Origin of the sequence: Sphingomonas sp. J344 (assembly GCF_024700005.1) — a bacterium.
Lineage (GTDB): Bacteria > Pseudomonadota > Alphaproteobacteria > Sphingomonadales > Sphingomonadaceae > Sphingomonas.
Map to the genome: position 1 here is coordinate 1,830,200 of NZ_JAJONB010000001.1, position 25,766 is coordinate 1,855,965.

The 25,766-nt window shown below is 64.5% G+C and carries 20 protein-coding genes, 1 tRNA gene and 4 pseudogenes; 10 read left to right on the forward strand and 15 right to left on the reverse strand.

From position 1 onward, the window contains the following. Positions 1 to 27: 27 nt before the first annotated feature. The 3 genes and pseudogenes from LRS12_RS09330 to LRS12_RS09340 all read right to left on the reverse strand — a co-directional run bounded on the left by LRS12_RS09330 (position 28) and on the right by LRS12_RS09340 (position 2,596). Positions 28 to 651, reverse strand: coding sequence for a DUF4893 domain-containing protein (locus LRS12_RS09330; RefSeq protein ID WP_257844352.1), 624 nt, complete (start codon positions 649 to 651; stop codon positions 28 to 30). Beyond that, a pseudogene (locus tag LRS12_RS09335) lies at positions 648 to 1,432 on the reverse strand (3-hydroxybutyrate dehydrogenase). The gene LRS12_RS09330 and the pseudogene LRS12_RS09335 overlap by 4 nt, the downstream one beginning before the upstream one ends. Positions 1,433 to 1,447: 15 nt before the next feature. Continuing rightward, a pseudogene (locus LRS12_RS09340) lies at positions 1,448 to 2,596 on the reverse strand (patatin-like phospholipase family protein). A gap of 107 nt (positions 2,597 to 2,703) precedes the next feature. On the opposite strand from LRS12_RS09340, the gene LRS12_RS09345 reads away from it, so the two are divergent. Together LRS12_RS09345 and LRS12_RS09350 are read left to right on the forward strand one after the other, a co-directional pair. After that, a complete protein-coding gene (locus LRS12_RS09345) occupies positions 2,704 to 3,594 on the forward strand; it encodes a neutral zinc metallopeptidase (protein ID WP_257844353.1) in 891 nt (296 codons plus the stop codon). Between the two features lie 10 nt (positions 3,595 to 3,604). After that, entirely contained in the window at positions 3,605 to 4,072 is a 468-nt protein-coding gene (locus tag LRS12_RS09350) for a GreA/GreB family elongation factor (protein WP_257844354.1), read from the forward strand. A gap of 72 nt (positions 4,073 to 4,144) precedes the next feature. Here the strand turns inward: LRS12_RS09350 and LRS12_RS09355 are convergent, their stop codons facing one another. Next, positions 4,145 to 5,044 (reverse strand): DUF2171 domain-containing protein, encoded by a 900-nt coding sequence (locus LRS12_RS09355; protein ID WP_257844355.1) that lies wholly within the window; start codon positions 5,042 to 5,044, stop codon positions 4,145 to 4,147. Positions 5,045 to 5,261: 217 nt separating this feature from the next. On the opposite strand from LRS12_RS09355, the gene LRS12_RS09360 reads away from it, so the two are divergent. Beyond that, positions 5,262 to 5,337: transfer RNA gene (locus LRS12_RS09360), tRNA-Ala, on the forward strand. A gap of 200 nt (positions 5,338 to 5,537) precedes the next feature. Here the strand turns inward: LRS12_RS09360 and LRS12_RS09365 are convergent. Then, positions 5,538 to 6,038 carry a helix-turn-helix transcriptional regulator gene (locus LRS12_RS09365; protein WP_066581672.1) on the reverse strand — a complete coding sequence of 167 codons (501 nt, stop codon included), beginning with the start codon at positions 6,036 to 6,038 and terminating at the stop codon, positions 5,538 to 5,540. Positions 6,039 to 6,351: 313 nt separating this feature from the next. Here LRS12_RS09365 and LRS12_RS09370 point away from each other — a divergent pair, with 313 nt between their 5' ends. From LRS12_RS09370 to LRS12_RS09380, 3 genes are all read left to right on the forward strand, one after another. Further along, positions 6,352 to 6,975, forward strand: a complete 624-nt coding sequence (locus LRS12_RS09370; protein ID WP_257844356.1) for a GntR family transcriptional regulator — start codon at positions 6,352 to 6,354, stop codon at positions 6,973 to 6,975. A gap of 235 nt (positions 6,976 to 7,210) precedes the next feature. After that, positions 7,211 to 7,870, forward strand: a complete 660-nt coding sequence (locus LRS12_RS09375; protein ID WP_257844357.1) for a lasso peptide biosynthesis B2 protein — start codon at positions 7,211 to 7,213, stop codon at positions 7,868 to 7,870. Positions 7,871 to 8,003: 133 nt separating this feature from the next. Further along, positions 8,004 to 9,620: an asparagine synthase C-terminal domain-containing protein gene (locus LRS12_RS09380; protein ID WP_257844358.1), complete on the forward strand. Its 1,617-nt coding sequence runs from the start codon at positions 8,004 to 8,006 to the stop codon at positions 9,618 to 9,620. Here the strand turns inward: LRS12_RS09380 and LRS12_RS09385 are convergent. The 5 genes and pseudogenes from LRS12_RS09385 to LRS12_RS09400 all read right to left on the reverse strand — a co-directional run bounded on the left by LRS12_RS09385 (position 9,602) and on the right by LRS12_RS09400 (position 16,898). Continuing rightward, a complete protein-coding gene (locus tag LRS12_RS09385; protein WP_257844359.1) occupies positions 9,602 to 12,010 on the reverse strand; it encodes a prolyl oligopeptidase family serine peptidase in 2,409 nt (802 codons plus the stop codon). The genes LRS12_RS09380 and LRS12_RS09385 overlap by 19 nt on opposite strands. 42 nt (positions 12,011 to 12,052) lie before the next feature. Beyond that, positions 12,053 to 12,577, reverse strand: coding sequence for a TonB-dependent receptor domain-containing protein (locus LRS12_RS20335; protein ID WP_374581274.1), 525 nt, complete (start codon positions 12,575 to 12,577; stop codon positions 12,053 to 12,055). Then, positions 12,475 to 15,096, reverse strand: a pseudogene (locus tag LRS12_RS09390) (TonB-dependent receptor plug domain-containing protein); the annotation flags it as partial. The gene LRS12_RS20335 and the pseudogene LRS12_RS09390, both read right to left, overlap by 103 nt. 535 nt (positions 15,097 to 15,631) lie before the next feature. After that, a pseudogene (locus LRS12_RS20340) lies at positions 15,632 to 16,189 on the reverse strand (FecR domain-containing protein); the annotation flags it as partial. Positions 16,190 to 16,202: 13 nt separating this feature from the next. Beyond that, entirely contained in the window at positions 16,203 to 16,898 is a 696-nt protein-coding gene (locus LRS12_RS09400; RefSeq protein WP_257844362.1) for an RNA polymerase sigma factor, read from the reverse strand. Positions 16,899 to 17,497: 599 nt separating this feature from the next. Here LRS12_RS09400 and LRS12_RS09405 point away from each other — a divergent pair. The 3 genes from LRS12_RS09405 (at position 17,498) to LRS12_RS09415 (ending at position 19,329) form a co-directional block, all read left to right on the forward strand. Continuing rightward, positions 17,498 to 17,764 (forward strand): transcriptional regulator domain-containing protein, encoded by a 267-nt coding sequence (locus LRS12_RS09405; RefSeq protein ID WP_257844363.1) that lies wholly within the window; start codon positions 17,498 to 17,500, stop codon positions 17,762 to 17,764. A 55-nt stretch (positions 17,765 to 17,819) separates the two neighbouring features. After that, positions 17,820 to 18,341, forward strand: a complete 522-nt coding sequence (locus tag LRS12_RS09410) for a DUF2285 domain-containing protein (protein ID WP_257844364.1) — start codon at positions 17,820 to 17,822, stop codon at positions 18,339 to 18,341. Positions 18,342 to 18,429: 88 nt separating this feature from the next. Then, complete coding sequence (locus LRS12_RS09415; protein WP_257844365.1) at positions 18,430 to 19,329, forward strand: HEPN domain-containing protein; 900 nt, start codon at positions 18,430 to 18,432, stop codon at positions 19,327 to 19,329. 247 nt (positions 19,330 to 19,576) lie between these two features. Here the strand turns inward: LRS12_RS09415 and LRS12_RS09420 are convergent, their stop codons facing one another. From LRS12_RS09420 to LRS12_RS09435, 4 genes are all read right to left on the reverse strand, one after another. Further along, entirely contained in the window at positions 19,577 to 20,758 is a 1,182-nt protein-coding gene (locus tag LRS12_RS09420) for a hypothetical protein (RefSeq protein ID WP_257844366.1), read from the reverse strand. Further along, the gene (locus LRS12_RS09425) at positions 20,734 to 22,626 is read right to left on the reverse strand and encodes a hypothetical protein (RefSeq protein ID WP_257844367.1); all 1,893 of its coding nucleotides are present in this window, start codon (positions 22,624 to 22,626) and stop codon (positions 20,734 to 20,736) included. The genes LRS12_RS09420 and LRS12_RS09425 overlap by 25 nt, the downstream gene beginning before the upstream one ends. A gap of 59 nt (positions 22,627 to 22,685) precedes the next feature. Further along, positions 22,686 to 23,804, reverse strand: coding sequence for a hypothetical protein (locus LRS12_RS09430; RefSeq protein ID WP_257844368.1), 1,119 nt, complete (start codon positions 23,802 to 23,804; stop codon positions 22,686 to 22,688). A 108-nt stretch (positions 23,805 to 23,912) separates the two neighbouring features. Beyond that, a complete protein-coding gene (locus LRS12_RS09435; RefSeq protein WP_257844369.1) occupies positions 23,913 to 24,248 on the reverse strand; it encodes a helix-turn-helix transcriptional regulator in 336 nt (111 codons plus the stop codon). 75 nt (positions 24,249 to 24,323) lie between these two features. Here LRS12_RS09435 and LRS12_RS09440 point away from each other — a divergent pair, with 75 nt between their 5' ends. Next, a complete protein-coding gene (locus LRS12_RS09440) occupies positions 24,324 to 24,821 on the forward strand; it encodes an NADAR family protein (RefSeq protein ID WP_257844370.1) in 498 nt (165 codons plus the stop codon). 9 nt (positions 24,822 to 24,830) lie between these two features. Here LRS12_RS09440 and LRS12_RS09445 read toward each other — a convergent pair whose 3' ends face one another. Beyond that, positions 24,831 to 25,721: a PfkB family carbohydrate kinase gene (locus tag LRS12_RS09445; protein WP_257844371.1), complete on the reverse strand. Its 891-nt coding sequence runs from the start codon at positions 25,719 to 25,721 to the stop codon at positions 24,831 to 24,833. Between the last annotated feature and the right edge of the window lie 45 nt (positions 25,722 to 25,766).

Here is a 25,766-nt window from a genome sequence, read left to right on the forward strand (position 1 = left end):
CGGCCGCGACGCAACGACCAAGAACGACTAGCCCGCCGGGACCATCTCGATCACGTCGAGCTGCGATTCGAAATTGGGGTAAGGCAGCACCAGCCGCCAGCGGCCGATCGCGACGCGCTCGACATAGCCCGCCATGTCCCGCTTGCGGTCAAGGCTGTAGGCGAGCGCGGTGGTTTCGTCGCCGAGTTCGAGCGTGCCGAGGAAGATCACCCGCGCATCGGTTTCGGCGTAGAGCGTGCCTGACGGCCGCTGATCACCCTCCAGCACCGCGAAGACCGGCATTTCGCCCTCTCGACCGACGCGGCAGCGGACCCAGGGGCGTTCGGCAAAAACGCGCAACTCGGGACGTATCGCGCCCAGCTTGAACGTGCGGCAGCGATAGTCGCCTGCAGGCGGCATGGCGTTGGCCATCGCCCGGTCTGGTTCGAACAAGGCGCCTTCGCGAGCGATCGCCCCGCCATCGGCCGTGCGCGCGGCGGGGAGCGCTTCGACCCATGCCTTGCGCCAGTTGCGCAGCCGCTCACGGTCCTGATCGGTGGTGACCGCGCGCCAGCGGGTTTCAGGCGCGGTTTCGACGAGGCTGAGTCCGTCCTTTGCACAGGCGGACAGCGCCAGGCCGAGAACGAGCGCGAGGAGGGCGGGGCGGGTCATGCCGCGGTCCACCCGCCGTCCATCGAATAGTTCGCGCCGGTGATCGAGCGCGCTTCGTCGCGGCACAGGAAGGTCGCGAGCGCGGCGATCTCGTCCGGCTGGACGAATTGCTTGGTCGGCTGGGCGGCGAGCAGGACGTCGTTGATCACCTGCTCGCGGGTCAGGCCGCGCGAGGCCATTGTGTCGGGGATCTGGTTCTCGACCAGCGGCGTCCAGACATAGCCGGGTGAGATGCAGTTGACGGTGATGCCGTCGGTCGCGGTTTCCAGCGCGATCGTCTTGGTGATCCCGGCGACACCATGCTTGGCGGCGACATAGGCCGACTTGTTGGGGCTGGCGACCAGGCTGTGGGCCGAGGCGGTGTTGATGATACGGCCCCATTTCGCCGCCTTCATGTGCGGCACGGCGGCGCGCATCATGTGCCACGCCGAGGACAGGTTGATCGCGATGATCGCATCCCATTTCTCGGGGGAAAGTCCTCGATCTTCGCGACATGCTGGATGCCGGCATTGTTGACGATGATGTCGGGACCGCCGAGTTCGGCATGGCAGCGTTCGACCATCGCATAGATCGCGTCGGGCTTGCTCATGTCGGCAGCGTCATAGAGCGCCATCGCCCCGCTGATCCCCGCAAGGCTCGCGCGCTCGGTTTCGATCGCATCCGCGTCGCCGAACCCGTTGATCATCACGCTCGCGCCCTCTGCTGCCAACGCCTTGGCGATGGCCAGGCCGATCCCGGAGGTGGAGCCGGTGACGATGGCGGACTTGCCCTTGAGGAACATGGCGAAAACTCCCGGTTAGCGTCTGGTCAGGTCGAAGGCGGCGGTGCGGCCGTCGGCGATGTTGCTGGCGATCAGGCGCGCATTGGCCATGGTGCGCGCGACATCGTCGCGGCCTGCCTGCCAATGTTCGCGCATCGAGCGCGCTGAGAATTCGAAGTCGCGACTGCCGCCCTCCCACGCATTGGCGCGGTAGATGAGGTGGACGAGCGCGACCGGCTGTTCGTCGGCGGCGGCGCGCAATGCGGCGACATCGGGGTCGTCGGCGAGGTTGTCGGGCAGTTTGGCGAGGACCTTGCGGATCATCTCGCGCTCCTTGCGCAGCTTCAGCCGTTCGTCGCTGACCTGACGGGTACGGCTGGAAAATCGAATCTCCTTTTCGCGTGCCATCACGTCGGTGATCGTGTGCGGCATCGGCGCGGCGGCGGAGAAGAGGTCGACCTGAAACACCAGCATCGCGGTGTTCTGGTGATCGAGGACGTGGATCAGCGGCGTGTTGGAGACGAGGCCGCCGTCCCAGTAATATCTACCGTCGATCTCGACCGGGGGCAGGCCGGGGGCAGTGCGCCCGATGCCATGATGTGCCGCGCGTCGATCCGGTCCTGCGTCGTGTCGAAATAGCGGAAATTGCCGCTTTCGATCTCGACCGCGCCGACCGACAGGCGGACCGGGCCGGTGTTGAGCAGGTCCCAGTCGACCAGCGAATCCAGCGTCTCGCGCAACGCGGCGGTGTCGTAGAAGCTGAGCGCGGCGCAGCTGCCCGGCGTGGCGAAGAGCGGCGGAAGCGGGCGCGGGTGGAAGAAACCGGGCACGCCCTGTGCCAGCACGGCGGCGGCGGACCATTCATGGACCAGCTCGCGCACTTGGTCCTGCGGGAAGATCGGGGAAACTGGGCAGGCCGCTGGTCACCCTATCCCAGAATGCCTCAAGTCGCTCGACCCGGCGTTCGGGCGGATTGCCCGCGACGATCGCGGCGTTGACCGCGCCGATCGAAATGCCGGCGACCCAGTCGGGGGCGATGTCCGCCGCCGCCAGCGCCTCGATCACTCCGGCCTGATAGCTGCCCAGCGCGCCGCCGCCCTGAAGCACCAAAGCGACGCAGCCGGGGAGCGGGAGCGGCGCGTCGCTGCCCATGTTCCTGCGGCGTTGCGGATCGGCGTCGGCCATGGCGCACATGTGGTGCAACGCAGCGCGAAGGGCAATGCGGGATTATGCATGCAACGTCCGTCCGCTTCGGGCATTGTCGCGGAGTAGCAACGAAAAGGGGATGGGCCATGCGGCTCGACGATCTCGATCCCAGCGACAATGTCCGCGACCTCGGCTCCGGTGGTGGCGGGTTCGGCGGGGGCGGGGGCAACATCCTGTTCGCGTTGTTGCCGATGCTGCTGGGCAGCCGGCTGGGCTGTGGCACGATCGCGCTGATCGGCATCGGCGCGGCGATCTTTATGGCCGTCGGTGGGGGCGGGGCGTTGTTGACCGGTGGGGGCACCACCGGCAGCGGCGGGCAGCAGGTGACGCAGCAAAAGGCATGCGACACGCCCGAGGAGCTGCAGGCGTGCCGGGTGATGACCAGCACCGAACAGACCTGGACCAAACTGTTCGCCGCGGGGGGGCAGCGCTATCCGGCACCGGTGCTCAATTTCTACGAAGGCGGGGTGCAGTCGGGCTGTGGGTCGGCAACCTCGGCAGCGGGGCCGTTTTACTGCCCGGCGGATCGGGGCATCTATCTCGACACCGGCTTCTTCCGCGAGCTGGCGACGCGGTTCGGCGCGGCGGGCGATTTCGCGCAGAATTACGTGATCGCGCATGAGGTCGGCCATCATATCCAGAATGTCACCGGCACGATGGAGCAGGTCCGTGCGCGCCAGGCGCGGATGAGCCAGGTCGAGGGCAATGAACTTTCGGTGCGCGTCGAGTTGCAGGCGGACTGTTTCGCCGGGGTCTGGGCGGCGCAGAATCGCGACCGACTGGAGGCGGGCGATATCGAGGAAGGGCTGCGCGCCGCCGAGGCAATCGGCGACGATACGCTGCAGCGCCAGTCGCAGGGGACGATCGTGCCGGAGAGCTTTACCCATGGCACATCGGCGCAGCGCATGAAGTGGCTGAAGCGCGGGCTGGACAGCGGCAACCCGGCCGCGTGCGACACGTTCAGCGGGCCGATTTGAGGATGAGCCGATGAGCGTCGCCTTCCGCCGCGAGAGCGACGAGGATCATAAGGAGCCCCGCTTCGAACTGCCGATTCCGGTCGGCCCCAATCCGGTGACCGAACGCGGGCGGGCGCTGATCGACCAGCGCGTGCGCGACATCGAGGCGCAGCTCGACGGGCTGGAGGGCGAGGAAGCGCGTGCCCCGCTGCTGCGCGACCTGCGCTATTGGCATACGCGCCAGACCACGGCGGAGGTTGCGCCGGTGCCGGAGCCGGGCGTGGTCGCGATCGGATCGCGCGTGCGGTTTCGCATTGATGGGCGCGAGCGGACGATCGACATTGTCGGGCATGACGAGGCCGATCCGGCGGCGGGCCGGGTCGCGTTCCAGGCGCCGCTCGCCGCCGCGATGATCGGTGCGGAGGACGGGGAAGCGGTCGATTTCAACGGGCGCAGCGAGGCAATCGAGATCGTGTCGGCTGAACCGATCCCGGCCTGAACCAAAACGGCCCGGGCGTCGCCGCCCGGGCCAAGGGTCGGGCCGGACATCCGGCCCGCCTGGGAGTTCCGGTCAATAGGTGCCGGAGAAACTGCGGTTGAGATAAGGCGTGCCGCGCGTATCGTCGCGCTCGCCGAACAGCGCACCGCTGCGGTCCTCGTCGCGCCAGGCGGCCTTAGCCTCGTCTGCGGTCTTGCGGATCGTCACCTTGTCGTCGACCGAATCGATCCAGCGCGACGGGATCGAATGGTGATGGCCACCGGCATCGGCGTCGTTCTTGGTCAGGATGATGCGATCGCCGCGCACCTTGTCGACTGTGCCGATATGCGCGCCGTCGGATCCAACGACTTCCATATGCTCGGTCACGCGGCTCAGGGAACCCCGCTGGGTCTGGCGCTCGTTGCGCCAGGCGCCGAACTCATTCTCGAACCGCGCCTGATTTTCGCGGCGATATTCGTGATAGTCGCGGTCGAGATCGTCGATCTGACGGCGACGCCAGCCATGGTAGTCCGCGTCGCGCGCACCCCAGTCATTGCCGTAGCGCGCGTCGTAGCGCGCATCCATTTCGCGGCGGCGCTCCGCGTCCTCATCACCGAACCATGAGCGGACTTCGTCGCCCGCGCGGTCAAAGAAGCCGCGATCGTCATAGCGATAGCCTTCAGGTCCGTGCTCGCGACCGCGACCGCCGCGGCCCTCGTCATACCGGTCGCGATAGCCGCGGCTGCCGCTGGTATAGCGATCGTCATGGTCACGTCCGCCACGATAGCCGCGCGCGCCATAACGATCCTCGCCACGATAGCTGCGGCCCCGCTCGTCCGGGTCGGCGGCATAATGTTCGCGCGCGCTCGACCGGTAGCGGTCGCGATCGGGATCGTAGCCATAGCCATAGCCATAGCTGGAACCGCGCGACGCACTGCGGTCGCTCACGCCCCAGTCGTTGCGGTTGTCGTTGCGATAGGGTTCGTAGCCCATCGGGTCCTCCTCATCCTGCCGGTTTCCGGGCACGCGCCATCCGCGTGCCCCACAGCAAAAAAATGAATGAACAGCGGGGCTTGTTCCCGAGCATCGCGCCGACGCTGCGACGAGCGGGGGCAAGGATCGGCCCACCGGAGAACCGGTGCGATTGGCGTTGCAAAGCGGGTGGAGGAAAGCTAGACGAACCGCCGTCCGGCGCAGCCGGACGTGGAGCGGGGCTGTAGCTCAGATGGGAGAGCGCTGCAATCGCACTGCAGAGGTCAGGGGTTCGATTCCCCTCAGCTCCACCAGTCCGCCGTGTAAGGCGCTGATTTTCCACGGAAAAACCTAGCAAGGATATTGCCTCCCCACACTGTGCCCTACAAAATCGTTGGGCTCTTTGCGGAGCAGGGAATCAGCTGGTGATCTCGCCCAAGCCGCTACAGCGGCCTCTGCGCAGTGCGGAATTCGGTCCTAGCCAACGGCCAATCAGCCGTTGAAAATCCAACTTTCAGGATTTGAGACGCCAGCGAGGCTTGCTGGAATGTCGTGCGCCATCCACCTTTGAACTGTTCTCCCTGAGCCAGGTTTCGGCGAAGAGATCGCGGTTCGCGACATGGCTGTTCAAGTCCTTCACCACACGCGTGAATGCACCGATCAACGTGCCCGGCTCCAAGAATTCGATATCGTCGCCAAGCTCGTCATTCAGCTCACCCAAGGCGATCGTGAGGATCGTCGCGAGCTTGTTGTCAGCGCAACGGACGGCAAATTCATGCGACTTCAGCGGCAGCGACAGCAGAATCGCAACTGGGTCGCTATTGGTGGCTTCCGCGAACCGGACGACCTTGTCGTAGGTTATCTTGCCTCGTCCTGCCTCCAAGTGTTCGTAGGTGCGCAGTGGCATCCCGAGCTCGCGCGCCAGCTCGCTCGTCCGCATCCGCCGTGCCAGACGGATGTTCCGCAGCGCGGTTGCAAGTAGCGCGGCGTTGATCTCGTCCTGCTCGTTCTTCACGCCTAATCCTCAAACGAACCTGTAACAGTCCCAGCGTACCTTGTGCCCGCCGTCGCAGCTGCGAAACCGCGCGGACCTGCAACAACCCACAGTAGAATCCTGATTCAGGTGGATGCACCCGCTTTTTGCGGAAGGTTTTCATTTCGGGCACGATTCTTGGGCGTCGTTCGCGCGGAAACTGGCGGTGTCTGCGCACATTCGGCCGATTTTCGGCGATACGCGGTCAAGCAACACTCAAATTCTGGTTGGAAGCTGATTCGACTCGGGCCTAGCCCCTCCTTGGCCATGATCGGGTAGGGAGTTGAGCCGTATCATGAGCAAACGCCAGGCATCCTTTTCGCGCGTATATACTTCGACGAAGTCACAGCTGCGTAGCGCGAAGCTCGCGCCGGGCACACAGCTGCTGGTCAATGAATGGGCGTCCTTACACGGAGTAAGTGCTACTCCCGTGCGCGAGGCGCTCGCCAAGCTCGCCGGAGAGACCCTCGTCGAGGACCGCGAACGGCTAGGCTATTTTGTGCCGCTGCTATCGTCGATCGAGGTCGCCGGGCTCTACGAATTGCTCGAACTCTATCTCGTTCGCGCGGTCGTGCATTGGAAACGCAACTCGCGGGACAATTCGAGTGGCTTGCTGGTCACCGATTCAGATGAAGGCGATACCGCAATTCTCGTGCTGATCGCACGGCGATCAAACAACCCGCTACTGATCGAGGAGGCCCAACGCTGCCTCGATCGGTTAGCGTTTGCACGACGACAAGAAGCGGAGATTTTCGGCCCGTCCGAACAGGTGGCGAAGCTCGTCGAGGTGTGCACGCGCGGTAACACGGAAAAGCTCGCCGGCACCGTCCGCAGCTATTGTCATGCCGGACGTAATCGCGCTGACGCCGTGGCGCACGCGATGGCCGCTGGCTATCGCGAGACAATAGCCCGAAAATAGTTTGAGTAGAGAGGTGCGCCGCCGCCTTCTTGGGCTGCCGCTATGTTGCGGCAAGCAAGCATGGAGGTTGCAATGTCCGACAATCCCACCCCGCGGCTCGTCCGTGTCGGCCGGGTCAGCAGCGCCACGAAATCGGATGTCATCGTGGTGCCGCTCGAAGCCGGCAGCCAGTTCCTCGGCCGCACCGGCTGAAGGGAATGCGGGAGCGGCGCTGTGCGCCGCTCCCCTTGCCGCAATGCTCTACGGTCTTATTCCGGAGGTCCATCTTGCTGATGTGGATGGCGACATCGTGCTGATGGATACCAAGCGCAATCAGTATTTCTGCATCGCGCGTGATGCGGCCCAAACGGTGCGAGGCGAGCTTGTTGGCGGCAACCGGTTTCGCGGCGACGCTCCCCTACTCGACGAGCTTGAGGCGGCAGGTCTCTATGGCGCGCTCGATTGCGTCACTCCCTTTCGGGCTGTGCAGCATCTTGCGGAGAACGACATCTTCGGCGACGCGCCTGATCGGCTTTCCATTGGAGACGCGCTCGTACTGATGCGGGCAGCTGGACGTGCGTGGCGTCGTCTTCACGTCGGGCAGCCCGCGGGCTGGCTCGAGTTGACGCGCCGCCGCAATCGCCGCGCGTACGGTATCGCAGCGGACGCGGACCGTGTCCACACGCTCGCGCGACAAGCCTACCTGGCCCGCGCGCTGTTTCCGGGAGCGGCACGATGTCTCCCGAATTCGATGCTGCTGCTTGAGCTGCTTGCCTTGAATGGGCTTGGCGCCCGCTGGGTGTTCGGCGTGCGGACCTTTCCGTTCGCCGCCCATTGCTGGGTCGAACATGAGGGGGTGATCCTCAATGACACCGTCGACCACGTCCGTTGGTATACGCCGATCGCCGCAGCCTGAGGCGGGGCTGGTCCCGCATTATGTCGCGCTCTTCTGGATGAATCCGGAAGCTGGCGAAGCGGCCGCTGATCGTCTGGTCGCGCGCGCCGCCAAAGAAGCTACGCGCTTGAAGATTGCACGGCGCACGGCTGACATGTTGGTCCTCGGCGATGTGGTCGATCCGCGTGGTCAAGTGAACGTCGAAGGACAAGTGACGCTTATCGGCGAGATTTTCCAACGAGCGGACCGTCTCGCTGATGAAAACGAGCCCAACGGGTCAACCAGCGGCATCTGGGGCACCTTCGTCACCTTCGAGTGCCGTCCCGACGGGTCGATCGAGATCGCCCGCGATCCTAGCGGCGGGCAGCAGCTCTATTTGGCGCAAAAGGATAACATGCTCATCGCGAGCGACGCGCTTCCACGCTGGCTGCGCGAGCCCCTTGGCCTGAATGCGCGCTGCGATCTCGACCAACTCGCCGCCGCGCTCGCCGACCCCCTGCGGCTGACCTACGCCTCGCCACTACGTGGGATCCACATCGTCCCGGCTGGATGCAAGCGCGAGTGGCGCGGTGCGACGCTTGGACCGGTAGAGCCTGCCTGGCAGCCGCATCTGCTGTGCAGAACGCGACCCGGTCTTGACGCCGCAGCTGCGGGCGCGCGGCTGCGCGACGCGGTGAAGGACAGCTGCCGCGCCTTTGCGGCGCGACACGATCGGCTGACAATCGAACTCTCGGGAGGACTCGACTCTGCGATCATCCTGGGTGCCATAGCTTCTGGACCGCGTCCTCCGGAAATCAGCTGTGTCCATTTCGATGTGGGGCATTCGGGCGGCGACGAACGCGAACATGCCCGCGCCGTTGCCGAACGCTGGGGCGTGCGCCTTGTGGAGGTCAGCGCGACGGCGTCGGAATTCCGCTTCGAAGATGCGCTTCAAGCCGAGCAGCCGCTCGAGCCGGTGATCTTCGGCCTCGATCCACTGGTCGAAGGCGCGTCGCTAGGCGTCGGGCGTGCACTGGACGCGACCGCTATCTTCACCGGACAGGGCGGGGATGCGGTGTTCCTCAACTCGCCTTCGCCATGGATTGCTGTTGACCGGGCTCGTACGCAGCGGTTCGCAACCTTCGCCTCGCGCGTTCCGCTCGAGACGGCGCTTCGCGCCGGAACATCGGTCTGGCACGTCTATCGGCTGATGCTCGCCGACATTGTCTACGCACGGCGGGAAGTGTCAGCGAAGCTCCCTGGCGGCCATCTGGCCGAGCGCGCCATACGTGCTCGCCTGCAAACCGAGCACCCCTGGCTTGAGCACCTGGCCAGTCTGTCGCCTGGCCGCCGTGACCAGTTGCGCGCGATCGCCAATTGTCAGCATTTCCAAAGCCCGACCGCGCGCGCTGCTTTTACGCCGCTGCTCCATCCGCTGCTCTCTCAACCAGTGGTCGAGACCTGCCTCGCCATCCCGACCTGGCTGCTGGCCCATGGCACGATCAACCGCGCGCTTGCGCGCGAAACGTTCGGCGTGTGGCTCCCGGAAAATCTGCGCCGGCGCCGCGGGAAGGGCGATGCGTCCAACTACTACCGCCGCGCGGCCGCCGAGAACGCTGCCTTCCTGCATTGCTATCTCGGCGACGGCACACTGGTCAGCCACGGCCTGCTCAATGGGGATGCGATCCGTGCGGCGCTGCACCCAGACAGCCTGATCTGGAGCGAGGATGCGCGGCTGATCGCGACTTATGTCGCGTTCGAGGCTTGGGCGCGCTATTGGGGCTTGGGCTGAGGCTGCGCTTCCTGTTCGCGGTGTGTGGCAAGAAACGCGAAGACGCGCCGCCAATAGTCGCGGATATTGTGCGGGTTGATCAGCACATGGCCTTCGCCCGCATAGCGCGCGAGCAGAACGTCGCGGCCCGCGCGATGCAGCGCGGTGTACAGCCGCTCGGCCTGATAGGCGGGGGCATAGTCGAGCTCGCCATGCACAAGCAGCAAGGGCGCGCGAAGCTGCGGAATCGCGAAGTAAGGGCTGTTGCGCAAATAGCGTTCGGAATCCTGCCAAGGCGCAGCGCCCATGCGACCGGCTCCCATCTCGTACCAGCCAACTGACATGGTGAGCGCGAGGCCCGAGCCATTTGGATCGCTGCGCGGGTTGAACCCGCCATAGCCTGCCGCAAGATCATAGATACCGGCGGCGGCGATGCCCGCGGCGAAGCGATCACTACGTGCCAGCAGCCCCGCCACTGCGTAGCCGCCGAAGCTGTGTCCTAGCAGCAACGGCTTTGTCGTAGCGATTAGTCCGCGGCGTTGTGCTTCGTCGATCGCCGCAATGACCGGTGGCCCGAGATGCTTGAGCGGATCGGCCGGGGCGGGGGGAACAGGAATGCTTGGCTCGAGCACCGCATAGCCTTGGCCTGCGATCAAGTGGGCGTGGGTCATCATGTTGGCGCTGGCCGCGCTCGTCTCCGGGCGATTTGCCATCAGCAGCCCCGGGTAAGGCACCACTACGAGCTGCGGCGGTTGCGCAGAGGTTCGAGGCAGTGTCAGACGGTGCGTAAGCTGCGCGCCGTCGATCGCGGTCGTCGTAAGGTCGATTTCGCGCGGCGGTTGGATTGCGGCGAGATGCACGTTGATGCGATCGACCACGCGCCGACGATGACGGTCCGCCACGACGATCGCGCCGACGCCATATGCGTCTTCAGCATAGGCAAGGACGGTATCGCGGCCAAACGCGAAGACGCGATCCTTGTGATCGAGCGCAAGCGGCGATCCCAGCTGATCGCCGGCACCCTCAATGCGTGCCCGGGCCTTTCCAGTTCGCACGACCAGCGGTAGCGGCGGAATGGCGTTCATCCAGTTGCGGGTACCCCAACTGTGCGGGTCGAAGCGGATCAGCGCTTCCGGACTTCCCGCGATGGACCCGGCTATGCGGCCCTGTGCATCGACCCATCGCGCGTGCGATCCGTCGCCGATCAACGCGAGCCTGCCGTCGATCGCCAAGAGCCTCGCCGATGACGCCGACATATCGCGACTCAAGGTGACGAGGCCGTGAGGGGACGCAGCGACCCAGTCCGACCGGCGGTTCCGCTCGACGAGGGCGATCGGCGTGGAGCCCAGCCAGTGCACCGCGAGCGTCCGCGCACTTCCACCATCGATGCTGAGGCGAGGACTGATGCCCGCCGGCAAGGGTAAGCTTAACGTGCTAGTGGAGGCACTCCATCGGCGAAGGCTGCCCGACGACCAGGATTGTCCGTCGGCACGGGCATGAAACAAGAGCTCGTTCCCGATTGGACTCCAGCTCAGGAAATTCGGCAGAACATCGCAGCTTGCACAGGGCTGGGCGACCCGTCCGCTTGGCAACTCGATAACCGCCAGGCGGTGCCGGCGGGGCTCGAAGGCCTGGTCGAGCGGTACGTCCGGATCGGGCAAGATGTTGCCTGTTCGCAAGACGATCGCCACCCGCGTCCGGTCGGACGACAAGTCAAAATCGGAAATGTCGCCGCCGTATAGCTGCTGTGACGCGCCGGTGCGCAGGTCGATCAGGCGAAGCTGCCGCGCGCGGGGCGTCACGCCGATGGCAGCATATTTTCCGCTGCCGAGCACCGAAACAGTCGCTGCCATGCCGGTCTCGGCCGAATGCCAATAGGTGCTGGCGCGGCGCTGCGCGCGCGTCGGAGTGTCAAGCAGATCAGGCAGTTCGGTCCCTTCGAGGGTGACCAACAGCAACCGGTCGTCATCGAGCCAACGCGGTGCGGGGCTTGCATCGGGCAAGTCCGGTGCCACCGAGAGCCAGCGCACCGAACGCTTCGCCATATCAAGGATGCCGATGTGAAGCCGGGCCGCGTCGAGCCGGAAGATCGTGAGCTTGCGTCCCGAGGGCGAGAAGCTCCCGGCCCAATAGCCCGCATTCGGATCCTGCGCGAACAGCACGCGCGCGGGCGAGTCCGCCGCGAGATCGACGATCATCAGATTCGAGAGCAGCCGGCGCGTCATATAGTCGTAGCGATAGCTCGGAGCGCTGGCATAGGGCCGGCGGCGTTCGATGATGCCCCAGCGACCGGTGGGATCGGTCAGTACCTGCCCGTAGCTTTCTAGGTTGAGTTGATCTTCGATTTGTAACGGTCGCGCGCTGGCGACCGTGGCGACGAGGCACAGCGCCGCCGCCCACGAGCTTCGCATGGGTCTGATCCTTAAAAGAGGAGCGTGATGGCTAGCTCGTCTTCACCATCGCTTGACGACCTGGATCGACAGGATGCGGCCGAGGGGGTCGGCATTTGCCGCACCATAGCCGACGCCTGTCATCTGATCGACGAATGGCGGACGCGCATCGAGCAGGTTTTGCACGTTGAGTGAAAGTCTGAACCCGCGTTCGGCGAGCGCCTTGGGCTCGAAGCGTAGCTGAGCGTCGATCGTCGCGAACGCATCAACGCGCCGCGGCGGGCTGCCGATATCCTCAAGATAGGAATGAGTGTAGTTGAGCGTTGCTGATGCCCCCCAACCCCGCGCATCCCAACTCGCCATCGCCCGTCCGCGCCACGAGGGGGATCCGCCAGGGTGCCTGCTTGTTCGAGCGGACGTGCGAGTGGCGTGATCTGTCGCTGATAGTCGATCATATGCGAGGCGCTGAGGCTGAACGATGCCTCGCCGTCCGGCGTGGCAAATCCGCCAGCAGCGGCGATATCGATTCCACGCACGGTCAGCTTGGTCGAGTTCACCAGTCGTGCGTCGAGAATGGCGCGAAAGAATTCAGGGGGATAAGAGTCGGGCGGCAGCAATGATCCGGGATGGTTGAGATAGTCCAGTAACAACGCGCGATCGGCTGCGCTCCCCGCCGGATTTACCCGGCGCACATAGGGGGTGTAGATCGGGTTGGTCAGCGCTTGGGTGATGTTGTCGGCTGCGGGCCGTTCGATCCGATCGCGAAAGTGCGTCTCGAAATAGCCAAGCTCGAAACGCCAACGCCGCGCGTCAGGCGGGCTATAGCGCATGCCAACGGTAAACGAGCGCGCAGTTTCGGGTTTGAGGTCGGGGTTGCCGCCGAACAGCGTCATCACCGAAAGCACAGTTCCGTCCGTATCACGCAGTGGCGAGTATGAAATCTGTAATGGGTCGCGTAGTTCGCGGATCGCTGGTGCCCGAAACGAGGTGCCGTAGCTGGCTCGCACCGTGAGGCCAACGGCCGGCTCCCATACCATCCCCACCTTGGGATTGGTGGTCTCGCCAAAGTCGCTGTAGCGCTCGTGACGCAACGCCGCCGACAGCAGCAGACGCTTGAGGCCGGCGCGCGCATTGCCCTCGCCAAACAGGGGCACTGCGAGTTCGGCGAAACCTGCCGTCACTGAGCGGTTCGCATCAGTATGATTGAACGGCCGAGGCGCGGGATCGGAGGTGAAGTTTTCGCCGTCACGCTCGAACCGGTCGCGTCGATAGGTCGCGCCGACGGCAAGCCGGACACGGCCACCCGGCAACTCCAACAAGGTGCCGTCGCCCTTGATCGTCGCTGAGGTGACTTCGCTGTCGAGCCGTGTCGCGGTCCAGCCTTGGCCGATAAAGTCGAGCACCGCCTTGGAGTTCACAGCACCATCACCAAACGGATTGAAGAATCCGTGCGTTGCCGTGCTGAACGTGGTTCCAGGGTCGTCGGATCGGGTGCCGAGTGCTTCAGCGAGATAATAGGAGTTAACATAGTCGCTGCCGCGCAACCTGCTCCGCTCTATTGAATGTGAGCTATAGGCCTCGATCTGCCAGTCGGCGAACGCATCGACGGTGACCCCTCCTGCCGCATTCCACGCCTCGATCCGCCCCTGTTGCTGGATTGGGCCCAACTCGCGCAGGAACGAATAGCCCACCAGCGTGAACGGCATGCCCGTGGGACTGACGAAATAGGGGTTGCTTGGCAGCACCTGCATCACCGATGTGCTTGCCTGCCCATTATATTCGAAATCGCGGCGGCCATAGCGTCCTTCGGCGAACAGCCTCACCCCTGGCGTGATTTCCTGCTCGATGGTTGCATAAGCGCTATGCCGTTCCTGGCGGGGTAAGGTATCGGACTGCTCACGGAAGTTCTCTAGGTTGGCGCCGGGCAGGAAGTCGCCAGGGGTGAGATTCTGACCATTTTGTTCCGGCGGCACCGCGTAGAGGGGAACGAGCGCGCCACTAGTGCTGAAACCGAGTATCGTGCCCGGATTGGACAGGAACGAACGCCAGTCAGAGCCACCGAGCGGGCGCAGGTCGGCCGACCGCGTATAATCGCGCTCCCTCGCCCGCAGCCGTTCGCGCAGCGAATACTCATAGGCGATCAACGCATGGCCACCGCCCCAGGCAGTGCCGAGCACCTGGCCAACCTGGACTTCCGAAGCGCCGCCTTGCGTTGGAACACCCGAATAGAACCGGGTCTCGCCGCCTTTGAAGCTCTTGCGCAAGATGACGTTGATCACTCCGCCGACCGCATCCGAGCCGTAGATCGCGGATGCCCCGTCGGCGAGCACCTCGATCCGCTCGACAGCCGCCAGCGGGATCATCGAGATGTCGGTGAACTCGGCTTGGCCGCCAGCACCCGCCACGCGGCGTCCATTGATGAGCGTGAGTGTCGCATCGCTACCAAGTCCGCGCAGATTGGCGCCGCTGCCCAGCCCTTCGTTGAGCGTGGTGCGATCCGAACTGGTCAGGCTGGTGTCCTCGGTGCTCGTGCCGCCGAAATTCTGTGGGAGCGCAGCGACCGCGGCACCGACCGTCGACTGGCCGGCCCGCTCGATTTCATCGCGCGAGACCGTCACCAGCGGCGAACTGCCGCCGCCCGCACCGCGAATGTTCGTCCCCGTCAGCACAATCGTCTCCGTCTCGTTTTCGGGTGCTGGGTCGGGCGATGGCGTCCGTTGTTGGGCTCGCCGCGGCGGCCGTGGGGTTGGTGTGCGCTCAGCGCGTGACTGGCGTGACGTTGCTTCGATCAGGACAAAGGCTTTGCCCGCTCGACGCACGCGAATGCCGGTATCGGCGAGAAGCAAGGCGAGCGCTCGGTCGGCGCTGTGCCGCCCTTGTAATCCTTTCGACGTGCGGTTTGCGACGAGCGCACTCGAATAGAGCAGCTGACGACGCGTCGTCTCGGCATAAGCGGCAAGCGCGCGGTCGAGCGAACCGGCCGCAATGTTGAATTCGATTGCCGTCTCGCGCGCGGCTGCCTCCGCCGGGCTGGTGAAGATCGCGGCCGCTGTAGCCGCCAGCACCCATCGCCTTGAAAGCGTATATCGGTCGTCCACTTTGATCACATCCCGCTCCCCGCTCGGCGCCGGTGTTTCCGGCGATCCGTCGCGCCGGATATCCCGGCGTCGATGGGGAAACGGGGCTGGAGGGGGGGACCCTAACTACGGGCTCAACTTTTTTCGCGTCACCTGCCGGCCGCGGTTCGAGAATGATGTCGGTGTCTTGCGTGCGGACGCTAAGATCGAAGATCGTCGTCACCGCGGCGACGAAACTCTCGCTGTCGCCGATCTCGAAATTGCCATCGACGCGCCGAGCGCCGAGCGCCTGGCTGCCAAGCACGATACGACGCGCCGAGTAGCGATTGACCTCGCTAACCGCGCTGGCAAGCGGCGTCTGCCGAAAGAGCAGCTTGCCGCGGGTCCACGCCGTTGCCGCTGCCGGATCGGTCATCCCGGGCACGATCGGCTTTCCCGGGCGTGCCACGGCCGCTCCGCCGGAGCGGGTGAGCTTCACTTCTGCCGATCCAGTGCTGTTCACCGCGACTTGGCCTTCGATCAGAACGACCCTGAGCGCATCGTCCGAACGGCGGGTCGAGAAGCTGGTGCCGAGCGCCCGCACCGACTGTGTGCCGGCTTCGACGATAAAGGGTCGGGCAGGGTCACGCTTGACCGCGAACAAAGCCTCGCCGCGCTCGAGTTCGACCACGCGTTGACCGTCGCTGAAGCTCACGCGGATCCGGCTGTCGGTGTTGAGCTGCACCTGTGTCCCATCGGCAAGCGCGAACGCGAGCCGTTCGCCGCGCACCGTCTCATGCACTTCGGCCTGACCGAACGTCCACCAAGCCGCTACGCCGGTCACCGCCACCGGTATCGCAGTCAGGCCGGCGACTAGTAGCCGGCGGCGGACGAGCCCTGCCAAGAAGCCTCGCTGCTGAGGGCGCTCGAGCGCCTCATCCACCGCCGTGGCGATCGTGGGGTCGGATTCCAGACGATGCGCCTCGCGCCAAACGCGTTCGACACGGGCATAGGCCGCGGCGTTCGCGGGGTCGCGCCGCCACGCATAAAAACGATCGAGCTCGTCGGTTGTAACTGAACGCGCGTTGAGCCGGGCCAGCCAGCGCGCGGCCGCCTCACCCTCTGCTTCGCTGCCGCGATTCATGGCGCCTTGCCTTTCAGTCACGCAGCCTGGCCGCGCATATTGCCAACGCCTTACTCATTCGCCACTCAACAGTCTTGACCGAGATGCCGAGATGGCTCGCGATCTCATCATAGGTGAGCCCGCTGAACCGACTCAAGACGAACACGTGACGAAAGCGCGGCGGCAAGGCGAGCACTGCTTGCTTGAGTTCGAGCTGATAGTGCTGGTCGGGCGCTTGGGTTCCGAGCTCGGCTTCGCCGGCTTCATCGAGGGGTATCGACAGACCGCCGCGTACCACCCGCCGGCGCAACTGGTCGCGTGCGAGATTGATCGCAATCTGGAGCAGTAGCGCGCGCGGATGGCCACGTTCCTCGACATCGCCGTAGCGCGCCGCGCGCAGATAGGTTTCCTGGACAAGATCATCGACGTCGAGAGCGCTCGCTTTGAACCGCAGCGCCAGGATTTTGCCCAACCAGCCGGCATGGCGCCGATAGAGTTGCTCCGATGGCCGCGGTTCGCGTCGCTCGTGGACCGTGATCTTCACTATTGTCTTCGGACCGGTGTCCGGCATCGCTTCGTTCCTTCCCCGGATGGGAAGGGGCGGGGAGGGAAGAACCAGCCCGGTCGGAAGCCCTGCACAGGACAAGCCCGGCGGCGCCATCAGCACCACCGCATCGGCAACGGGCAGCCGACGGCGCGTCGCCGTGGGATGCGATGTTGCGTCACGCACAGGGGTTTCCACGCCCCTGCCGCCGGTTCTTCGGCGGCGCGCCCATGCTGGAACATCATGGACTCGCGCGCAAGGGGCGGGGAATGGAGGGGCCGGGTGTTGGAAACCTCTGTGCGAGAGGCCCGCTATTTGCATTCGTCCCATGCCCTGCCGCTTGGGCGGCACCCCGGGCTTAAGGACGGATCCTATTTCACGGCACCCGGCAGACGTGTTGGTAGGAAAAGGTCGGGCCGAGGGCAACGCGTGGGCGGCCCGCCATGACGATCGCGGCGCGGCCAATCGAAAGCACTCACGCTCCGCTCTGATTCTATCCGCACGCCGCATCGCCGGTTCCAATGACATCGCCGCTGAACGTGCGCCGCTGCTCGATCCGGTGCAAATGCGGATGTGCTGGCGGCACAGTCTCCATCAATGATCGCGAATCGTTGCCGGACAGAGCTGTGAACACAGGCGTCGTGTGGGGTGGAAAGCGCCTTGCGTAACGATTGGTCCGCAAGGAACTGAGTGATTCTCGGCAAAATCTTGCGGACTATCTGCAAAAATATTGCGGAGGGTTGCGCCTGATCGAGTCGCGCCGCGGCAATTGCGGACACCCGCTCGTGCTTCTGGTCCCTTTGCCCTCGGGGGACATGGAGGCCAATGCGATGACCTTCTCGAGCGAGTGGCGTGAGCCCGACCCCTATCGTTACGTGCGCGATCTCGATCGTGCCGGCTTTGCCTGGGAGCTGCTTCGGCGCAATTCGCGCTATCGCAGCGAGGCGGCGGATGCTTCAGGCGTCAGCGTGCCGGCTGCAGGATATCTGCGGATCGAAGCCCCACCGGGCCACGGACCGAGCTGGGGCTTAAGCTTTCGCGCTTCCGGCTGAACAGCCTGCCTCGATCGCTCCGCTGTTCTGGCTGCCCGGACTCCATGACGCGGTGGTGAGCGTCGATGCAATCCCCGCCGATGCAAGGGATCCCTATGCGCTCGACATCCGCTGCACTGGTGTCGAAGCGCTGCTTCTCGGGTGCGAGAGAGGAGGCGAGGAATTGCTGTTACGTCAGGGCGGGCGGTCGATCCGCCTGCATGTGCGAAGCGGTACATTGAGCGAGGGGCCGGTCCGGTTGCGCTATGCGCTCGCGGGGTTTGCGCGGCTGGAGCCGCAACTCCTTACCCTGCGACGTCTTGCCGGCCTATGGCGGCTCGGTCGCATGCCTGCCGAGCTGTTCTCGGTCGAGCGCCGCGCGGAGCGGTGGATCATGCTGTTGCGGACGCATGACGGGCTCACCCAAGGCGCAAGCCAGCGCGAGATCGCTGCGGCCCTGTTCGGGATCGAGACTGTGGACCGCGATTGGCGCGGTCGCAGCGACTATCTGCGTCTGCGTGTCCAGCGGCTGACGGCAACAACACGCGCGTTGATCGCGGGAGGCTATAGGAATCTATTGCGAGGTTCCGGCGCGTAATAGAATTGGCTGCCGGACACCGGGCGCCGATCCCATTATCGGCCGAACGGCTTGCATCGACAGGCAAACCTGCGAATCTGATTTCAGCATGCGTACTGAGCTGAACCACCTTCCCGACCGCAAGAAGCGTGAACTCGAGCATGTCGTGCGCGTGCTCTTCGAGGAATTTGAGGACGCGCTCGCCGGGCGCAACGCGCCGCACCGCAAAGCGGGGCGCCTTCTCAAGGTGATCCTGTTCGGCTCCTATGCCCGCGGCGACTGGGTCGAGGACCCGGTCGGCGGATATTTCTCCGATTACGATCTGCTGGTCGTCGTCAACCACGACGAGCTTGCCGAGGTCGCCGATTACTGGACGGCGGCCGAGGACCGTCTCGTGCGCGACTATGTCGTGACCAAGCGGCTGGCGACGCAGGCGAGTTTCATCGTTCACAGCCTCACCGACGTGAATAAGCAGCTCAAGCACGGGCGCTATTTCTTCATCGACATCGTGCGCGACGGGATCGCGCTCTACGAAGCGCCCGATCATCCGTTCGCAACGCCAGAGCCACTAACGAAAGAAGCTGCTCGGACAGAGGCGCAGGGCTATTTCGACAAGTGGTTTCCGAGTGCGGAGGCGTTCCTACGCGGGGCGCAGTTCTATTCGAACGATGGCTCCCCGAATGAGGCCGCGTTCAACCTTCACCAGGCGGCCGAGCGCTTCTACCACTGCTTCCTCTTGGTTCAGCGCCTCTACAGCCCAAAGTCACACAAGCTGAATTTCCTGCGCAATCTGTGTGAGGAACTCGACGGCAGCCTCGCGTCCGCATGGCCGCGCGATAGCCGATTCAATCAGCGTTGCTTCGAGCTACTGCGGCGAGCCTATGTCGATGCGCGCTATTCGCCGCACTACAAGATCACGCCCGAGGAACTCGGTTGGCTGATCGAGCGGGTAGGGATTCTCCGAGACCTTATCCAAGAGGCCTGTGAAGCTTGTTTGAAATCTCGTTGAACGTCTGGAGCTGGGCCGCAAGCGGCCGATCCGCTATCGGCTTCTAGAAGGCGATAACGGACTATCGATCAGCATGGCCGATAGATCACCCCGTCAAATCCGTCGTCGGGAAAGGGGAGAACAAACCCACTGGTTAAAAGACGAAATCTTCCTCGCTCACGTTGCCGCTGTCGCTTCTCCGGCGAAGATGCGCTTCACGATCCTATCGGCAATAGGGACGCTTCGGTAGATCGCAGGAAGCAGCAATTCAGTTCGGCACGGGCGGCTTGTCGGGCCGGCCCTGTTCATCGCCATCGGCGACGATAGGGGCCGAGAGCGCCTCCTCCCAATCGCCTCGAATCCACATCGAGTGCAGCTCGAACCCGACGGTGCCGGCTTGATCGGGATCGCCGTAGACCGCCGTTTCGACATATGGGATGCCAACGTCGAAGTCGTCGTTCGAGCCCGATCCGTAGCGATGATCATAGCACGCTAGCAGGACGCCGATCGACAGCAGCTTGGACGACAGCGGCGACACGAACAGTTTGCAGCCTCCCATCGTGCTAAGCGCCCGCTTGTATTGATCCATCGCGGTGTAGATCTGCTTGTACGCCTCGAACGGGTTATACTCGCTGGCGAGCAGGATGTTGGCTGGCTCGATCAGGAAGTCGTCGAACAGCGTCTCGCGATGTTCGCCCACCACCTCATCGCCGCGCCGGGGCTTCTTGGTCGGAAATGGGATGACCGGACAGATTTCGTCCGGATCAAGCAACTCCTGAATCAGGCTGAGGCGATCTTTCTGCCCCTCGCCCAGGACTGGGAACCAGACACGTGGCCAATTCTGCGTCGTCTGCTCCTCAAGATGCCCCGAGAAGCCGCGGACAAACGATACATTGTCGCGGAGGCTGCCCTTTGCGGCGCCAACATCAGCCGACACACTCTCGGCGATCGTTACGTGGAGGTTGACGCTCGCGCCGCCGGCCTTGGCAACCTTGTCCAGCCTGTGCAGCAGAACGCTTACCGCTGTCATCGCGACCATGCGCGGCATGGCGCTGATGTCGACCACGATGTCGTCGAACTCCAACGGATCACCTGCACCTTGTAGGGCCGTCTGCGTATTCAGCGGCGTAACCGCCGCCCCCGATGGCCCGCCGATCTCGATCGGGACAACTTTCACCCGATCCTCGCCAAACAGTTCGAGGAGACCCTCGTGGTTCTCCGTCGTCTTCGCGGACCGCACGGCGCTGTCGCCTAAGCCGTTGTCGAACGCCAGCTGCCACACCCGGATGTCGGCGCCGAGCGCGTGCAAGCGACGCGCGGCCGCTAGCGTCCGGACGTCGAACCCGCGCCCGAGGATTAGCAGCAACCTGCGTCCACCGCCGTTCAGCCGGTCGCTCCAAAATGGCTCAAAGTCGGCATCGGCCGTCAGTGAGTAGGGATCCCAGCGCATCGCCACGACTCGGTCAGACAAGGGTTGCCTCCTCCACGACCGCAACCGCGTTTGCGCCCTTCTCCTGCCAGAAGAGCAAATCCCGCAGCGTCTGGGCGCGCCACCCCCCCATAGCCCAGCGGCAGCCCGAAATGCACGCACAGCAGACGGTTCAGATAGAAGACCACGTACTCGCGATTGTTGTTGCGGTGGTCGAGCCGCGGCACCAGCAGGTTGTGCGCCACTAGAGACGTCATCACGTCACGCAGCCGCAGGAAATGCGCGATTTCGTCCTCATCGCTGTCGATCAGGATTTTGCGGTCCGCCATCGTGATCGCAATCCCGGTCACGCCGGGCGCGTACGGAGCGCTGGGTCGAAACGTCTGTTGGCGACAGAACTGTCCGATCGCCTCGAGCAGCCGTCGCGCCTCGATCCCGCGGGGGAGGCGACGGATGATGTCCTCCCAACGCTCCTGCGCCACGCCGCGTACGAGCGCATCCTGGCGCTCGGCCGATAGGGGCACCAGCTGATCGCGGCGGAAGCGGATCTTGGCCGAAATCTCCTCGAACAGCGCGCCCGCCACCTCGAGGTACTGATCGACATTCGAAGTTGAGACCACACTCAGTACCTCACGGCCGAAGTAGATCGGTGCCTTCACCTCGGTTCGCAGGAAGTGCTCCGCCGCCCGGTCGGTGCCGCTGCCCGAGCGGTCGTCGAACTCATCCACGGTCAGCGCGTCGAAGTCGAACGCCGACTGCGCCTTGCGCAGGTCGCGAATGACCAAGATCTGCAGCAGCCGCCATTGGATGGCGCGCTCCATAGCGTTGCCCGGCATGCCGCGCGTTGCCTCGAGCCATGCCGAGTAGCGGTTGCCCGCACCGCCGGCTCGGATGATCTCGGCCTCGATCTCGGCGCTGCGCATGACCAGCGCTTCCTCGAGCGACGACACGTCATCTGTCTCGCCTATCAGGGGGAAGAGCTCACGGCCTTGGAAGCCATCAGCGCGCGCGGCCCGCAAGTTGGCGATTGATTCGACGAACCTGGTGTAGGGCTTGATCTTTGAACCGGACCAGCGGTCCTCGAGCTGGATCACGGTATCGTAGTCGCGCTTCTTGAGCGCCCCTTCCGACAGCAAATCCTTGTGCGTCAGCGCCTCCAGCCGCTCAGCGATCCACACGCCGCACTGCTCGCGGGCGTTGGTCACGAATTCGATCAGGCTGCCGCGCTGCGCAGGCGCGAGCGTTTGCAGCTCGTCCATCAGCAGCACACGCTTCGCCTCGATCACGCCTTTGGCGCTACTGATGCGAGATTGAGCGAACCATTTGAGGCCGTCGAGGCGCGAATGGCCGCCGTCGATTGGCGTGGGGGCATCCAGCTCGTCGAGTCGATTGTAGAAGCCGCGCTCGATGCGCGAAGCCCACTCGAACAGCTCGCGGCCGTTCGCCCGCCCCGGGATCGTCGCGTCGGAATCTGGCTGCCACTCGAAGGTGAATTCGTCCAGGTTATCGGGGAACCGCCGCTCGGCGCGCTCCACCACCGACCGCAGAGTCGCCACCACAATTCGCGAGTTGAGCAGCTCACGGAACAGCGTATTGCCACGATCGAAGGCAGCCAGCTCTTTGTACTCGGTGGTGAACACCACCATCGCTCCGAGCAACTGGGGGCCATCGGCCCCCAACGCGCCCACGTCGCGGAGTGCGTCACGCGTCGCCTTAACCTGCTGATTGGTCTCGGCGATCGCATGGGTAAGCTTCAAGGGGCGCGGCGTAAGGATGCGCAGGAAGGTGGTCTTGCCCCCGCCTGGCGCGCTGCGCAGGAAGACAAGGCCGCCCCAAGGGTCGTCGAACGACTGGATTACGTCGAGCGCGCCCGCGCCGAACAGGCGCACGAACTCATCGTCGCTGGTCGAGCGCTGGGAAGCGCGAATGCGAAAAGGGTTTCTCACGGCTACTGAAGCTTCCGGTGACGGCTGACGCGCGGGAAGAGGCCGAGCACGCGCTGATCCTCCTCTGCCCAGAGCAGGTACACCGAGTTGTTCGGCGTGTTGTGAGCGAGTACCAAGGGCAACCGACATCCGGCGAAGCCAAACTGCTTGCTCGCCTTTCCGACTTTCGAGTGCTCGTCGTCGGCGTCGTCGTCGAAATACCGCTCGTCCCCGACCAAGCTCAGGATGGCCTTGTCGCGTTCATCGTCGAGCGGCGTCGACGTGCCCAGCTTATGGATGACGTGGAACGCGATCGTGCCCTTCCCGAAGGCGAGACTCGGCAATAGCTCCTCGATGTGATCGATCGCCTGATCGGCTGCGACGTAGAGCACGATGATGATCTTCACGCCCTCGTCGGCGATCGCGTCGCCCAAATTCCCCGCGGTCATGAGATTGGCGACGATCTTCGCGATCTTACCCGTCCAGCCTCCCTTGCCGTCTTCGCGGATGAAGCTGGTGCCGCTACCGGTGAAGTCGTCGAGCAGCACCACGTAGCGGAAGCGCGCCTCCTCCGCCGTGGCGTCGCGTCCCAGAATCTTGCCGAGATGCTTGCCCAGGTCCTCGACCATCCCGCCGGTCTTCGCATCCGACACGTCGTAGGCATGGAATACTTGCTCGTTCGACATTTCCTGTGGGTTGGCCCGCCGGAACCAGTCGGTGCGCGCGCCGTCACTCAGCCCTAGCACCAGCGTCTGGCGTAGTCGCTTACGATACTCCGTCTCGCGCACGATCGCCTTCACGCGGCAAGGATGGACGCCGAGCGCCTGCGCTGTGTCGGAGATCAGGATCGGGCGGACCACCGTAGGGAAGGTCAGCTCGACCAGATGGTTCATCTCGTTATTGGAGATGAACAGCAGGCGGCGACGGACGAAGTCATAGGCGGCGCGCCGGTTAGCGCCGGGGTCGAACTGGCCGAGCCATAAGGCGAGACTCTCGATGAACCGCCGGCCGGGCGAGAACTGCTGGTACTCATCATATTTGTAGCTCGCGAAGCTCTCGAGATAGGCGCGCTCCGCCGCCTTCTCATCGTCAGACCAATCCATGATCTTCGCGAGAAGGCTCTCCGCCAGATCCTTCCTCACGCCTAGTTTGCCTCCCCTGCCGACCCTCCCCCGAGGTCGTGCGACATATGGGCGGGAAGTGCTGCCGCCGCCACAGGAAAATTGGGTCCGATTGGAACGTACCGAGGGCTAGCGGCGGCCGATCTCCCCCACGGCGGCGATCACCTTCGCCAGCCGTTCAGCGCCGGCAGGAGTCTCGTCCCACGCACTGCGCACCGAGCGCTCAAGCTTCGCCCAGGCCGCATCCGTGCGGCGCGCGGCGGGCAATGCGGGCAGCGGTTCGGCGTCACCCGACCGGAGCCGCTCGCCCAGCACCGTGCAGATCCGCACGACACTGTCACTGAAGGTTGCATACTCGCCCCGGCAAATCCGTGACACCTGGCTGGCATCGACGCCTGCCCTCTCGCCCAGCGCCGCATAGGACAGGCCGAGCCGTCCGCGCGCGGCCTGCATGCGGCGAACCAATTCAGTCCTTTCCTTCCGAGTCGGCTTCATGTAGATTTGCATGACTGATATCGTGCAAATTTACAAGGAGGCGACATGGCTGACGACGAACAGGAGATCCGGTTCTACCGAGCCAGCGAGAAGCCCTACGGCGCCTTCAGCAACCTCTACCGGCGTGAGATCGAGTTCGAGGGCGACGTCTTCCCGACCAGCGAGCACGCTTACCAGGCGGGCAAGGCTCGCAAGCCCGAGGTCAAGGCGTGGCTGATGGCAGCACCGTCGCCGGCGCTGCTCGCGATGGCCGCCCATGGCCTATATTATTGGGATGTGAGCCCGGGCTGGTCGCAGACCAAGTTCGACCGGATGCGCGGCGTGCTCTACGCCAAGTTCACCCAGCATGAGGACCTGCGCAAGCTGCTGCTCTCGACCGGCTCGGCGCGCCTCATCGAGACCGCCACGGTCGATAATGAGGTCAATCGCTTGTGGGGCGAGGTCAACGGACAGGGCCGTAACATGCTCGGCACGATGCTGATGGAACTGCGCGACAGGCTGAGGGCCGAGCGCACCGACGATGTGGTGAAGCGAGCCGCCTGACAGCGGCGATCAACCGGCCAGGACCGACCTGGCGTAATCCGCACCGCGCTCGCGGAAGATGCCGCGTGCTCCGACGTAAGCACAATTCTCTGCAGCAAGCCGCTGGCCCGCCTCTATGCCGCGCACGAAGTCGCACATCGACAGGTCGGCGGTGGCCGCGTGTCGATGTGTCAGCAGCCAGTCGATCAGACCGACACTGACCATGTCTCCCGCGCCGCAGGTATCGCGCACATGCGGCGCCGGTTGCGACCGGCACCAAAACCGCTCGGCACCGCGCCGCACCTCGAGACCCGCGTCGCCATGCGTGACGATCATCACGACCGCATCGGTCAATTGTACACGACCGGCAAGCGCCGCCAGCCGATCGGCCGAGAACTTGAGCACCGCCGTCACCGCGACGGCGCGCCTGAACAGCTCCTCGTCGCCGACTTCGGACGGCTCGAAATAGATGACCGAGCCGGATTCGGCCGCAGCCTCCATAGCATCGACGATCGCCGTCGAGAGGCGGTCGGCGTAGAAGACCGAGCAGTTTGTGATCACCGGGAGCGCCCGCTCTACGTCTTCGCCGTTGATCGGCGCGTAACGCGGGAGGTCGATATCCGTCTCGGGGCATCTGAAAGCGAAGGTGTGGACCCCAGGCGCATGCAGATGCTGCGCGAGAATGGGCGATCTAACGCCGCCGTGCATGTGGATGTAGCGGGTCTCGGCACCGGCGTGATGGAAGGCCCCGACCAGACGGACTCCGACCTCGTCCTCGCCGAGTCTGAGGACAGGGGCGACATTGCGCTGGAGCATCGCGAGCGAGATGAGCACGTTCCCGCACGAGCCGCCGAGATCCTCGGCCGACACCGCCCGCGAACCGGCATATACGCGGTCGAGCACCGTGAAGCCGGTTCCCACGACGTCTACTTCGCTCATCGAGCTCTCCGAACCACAAGCCGAATC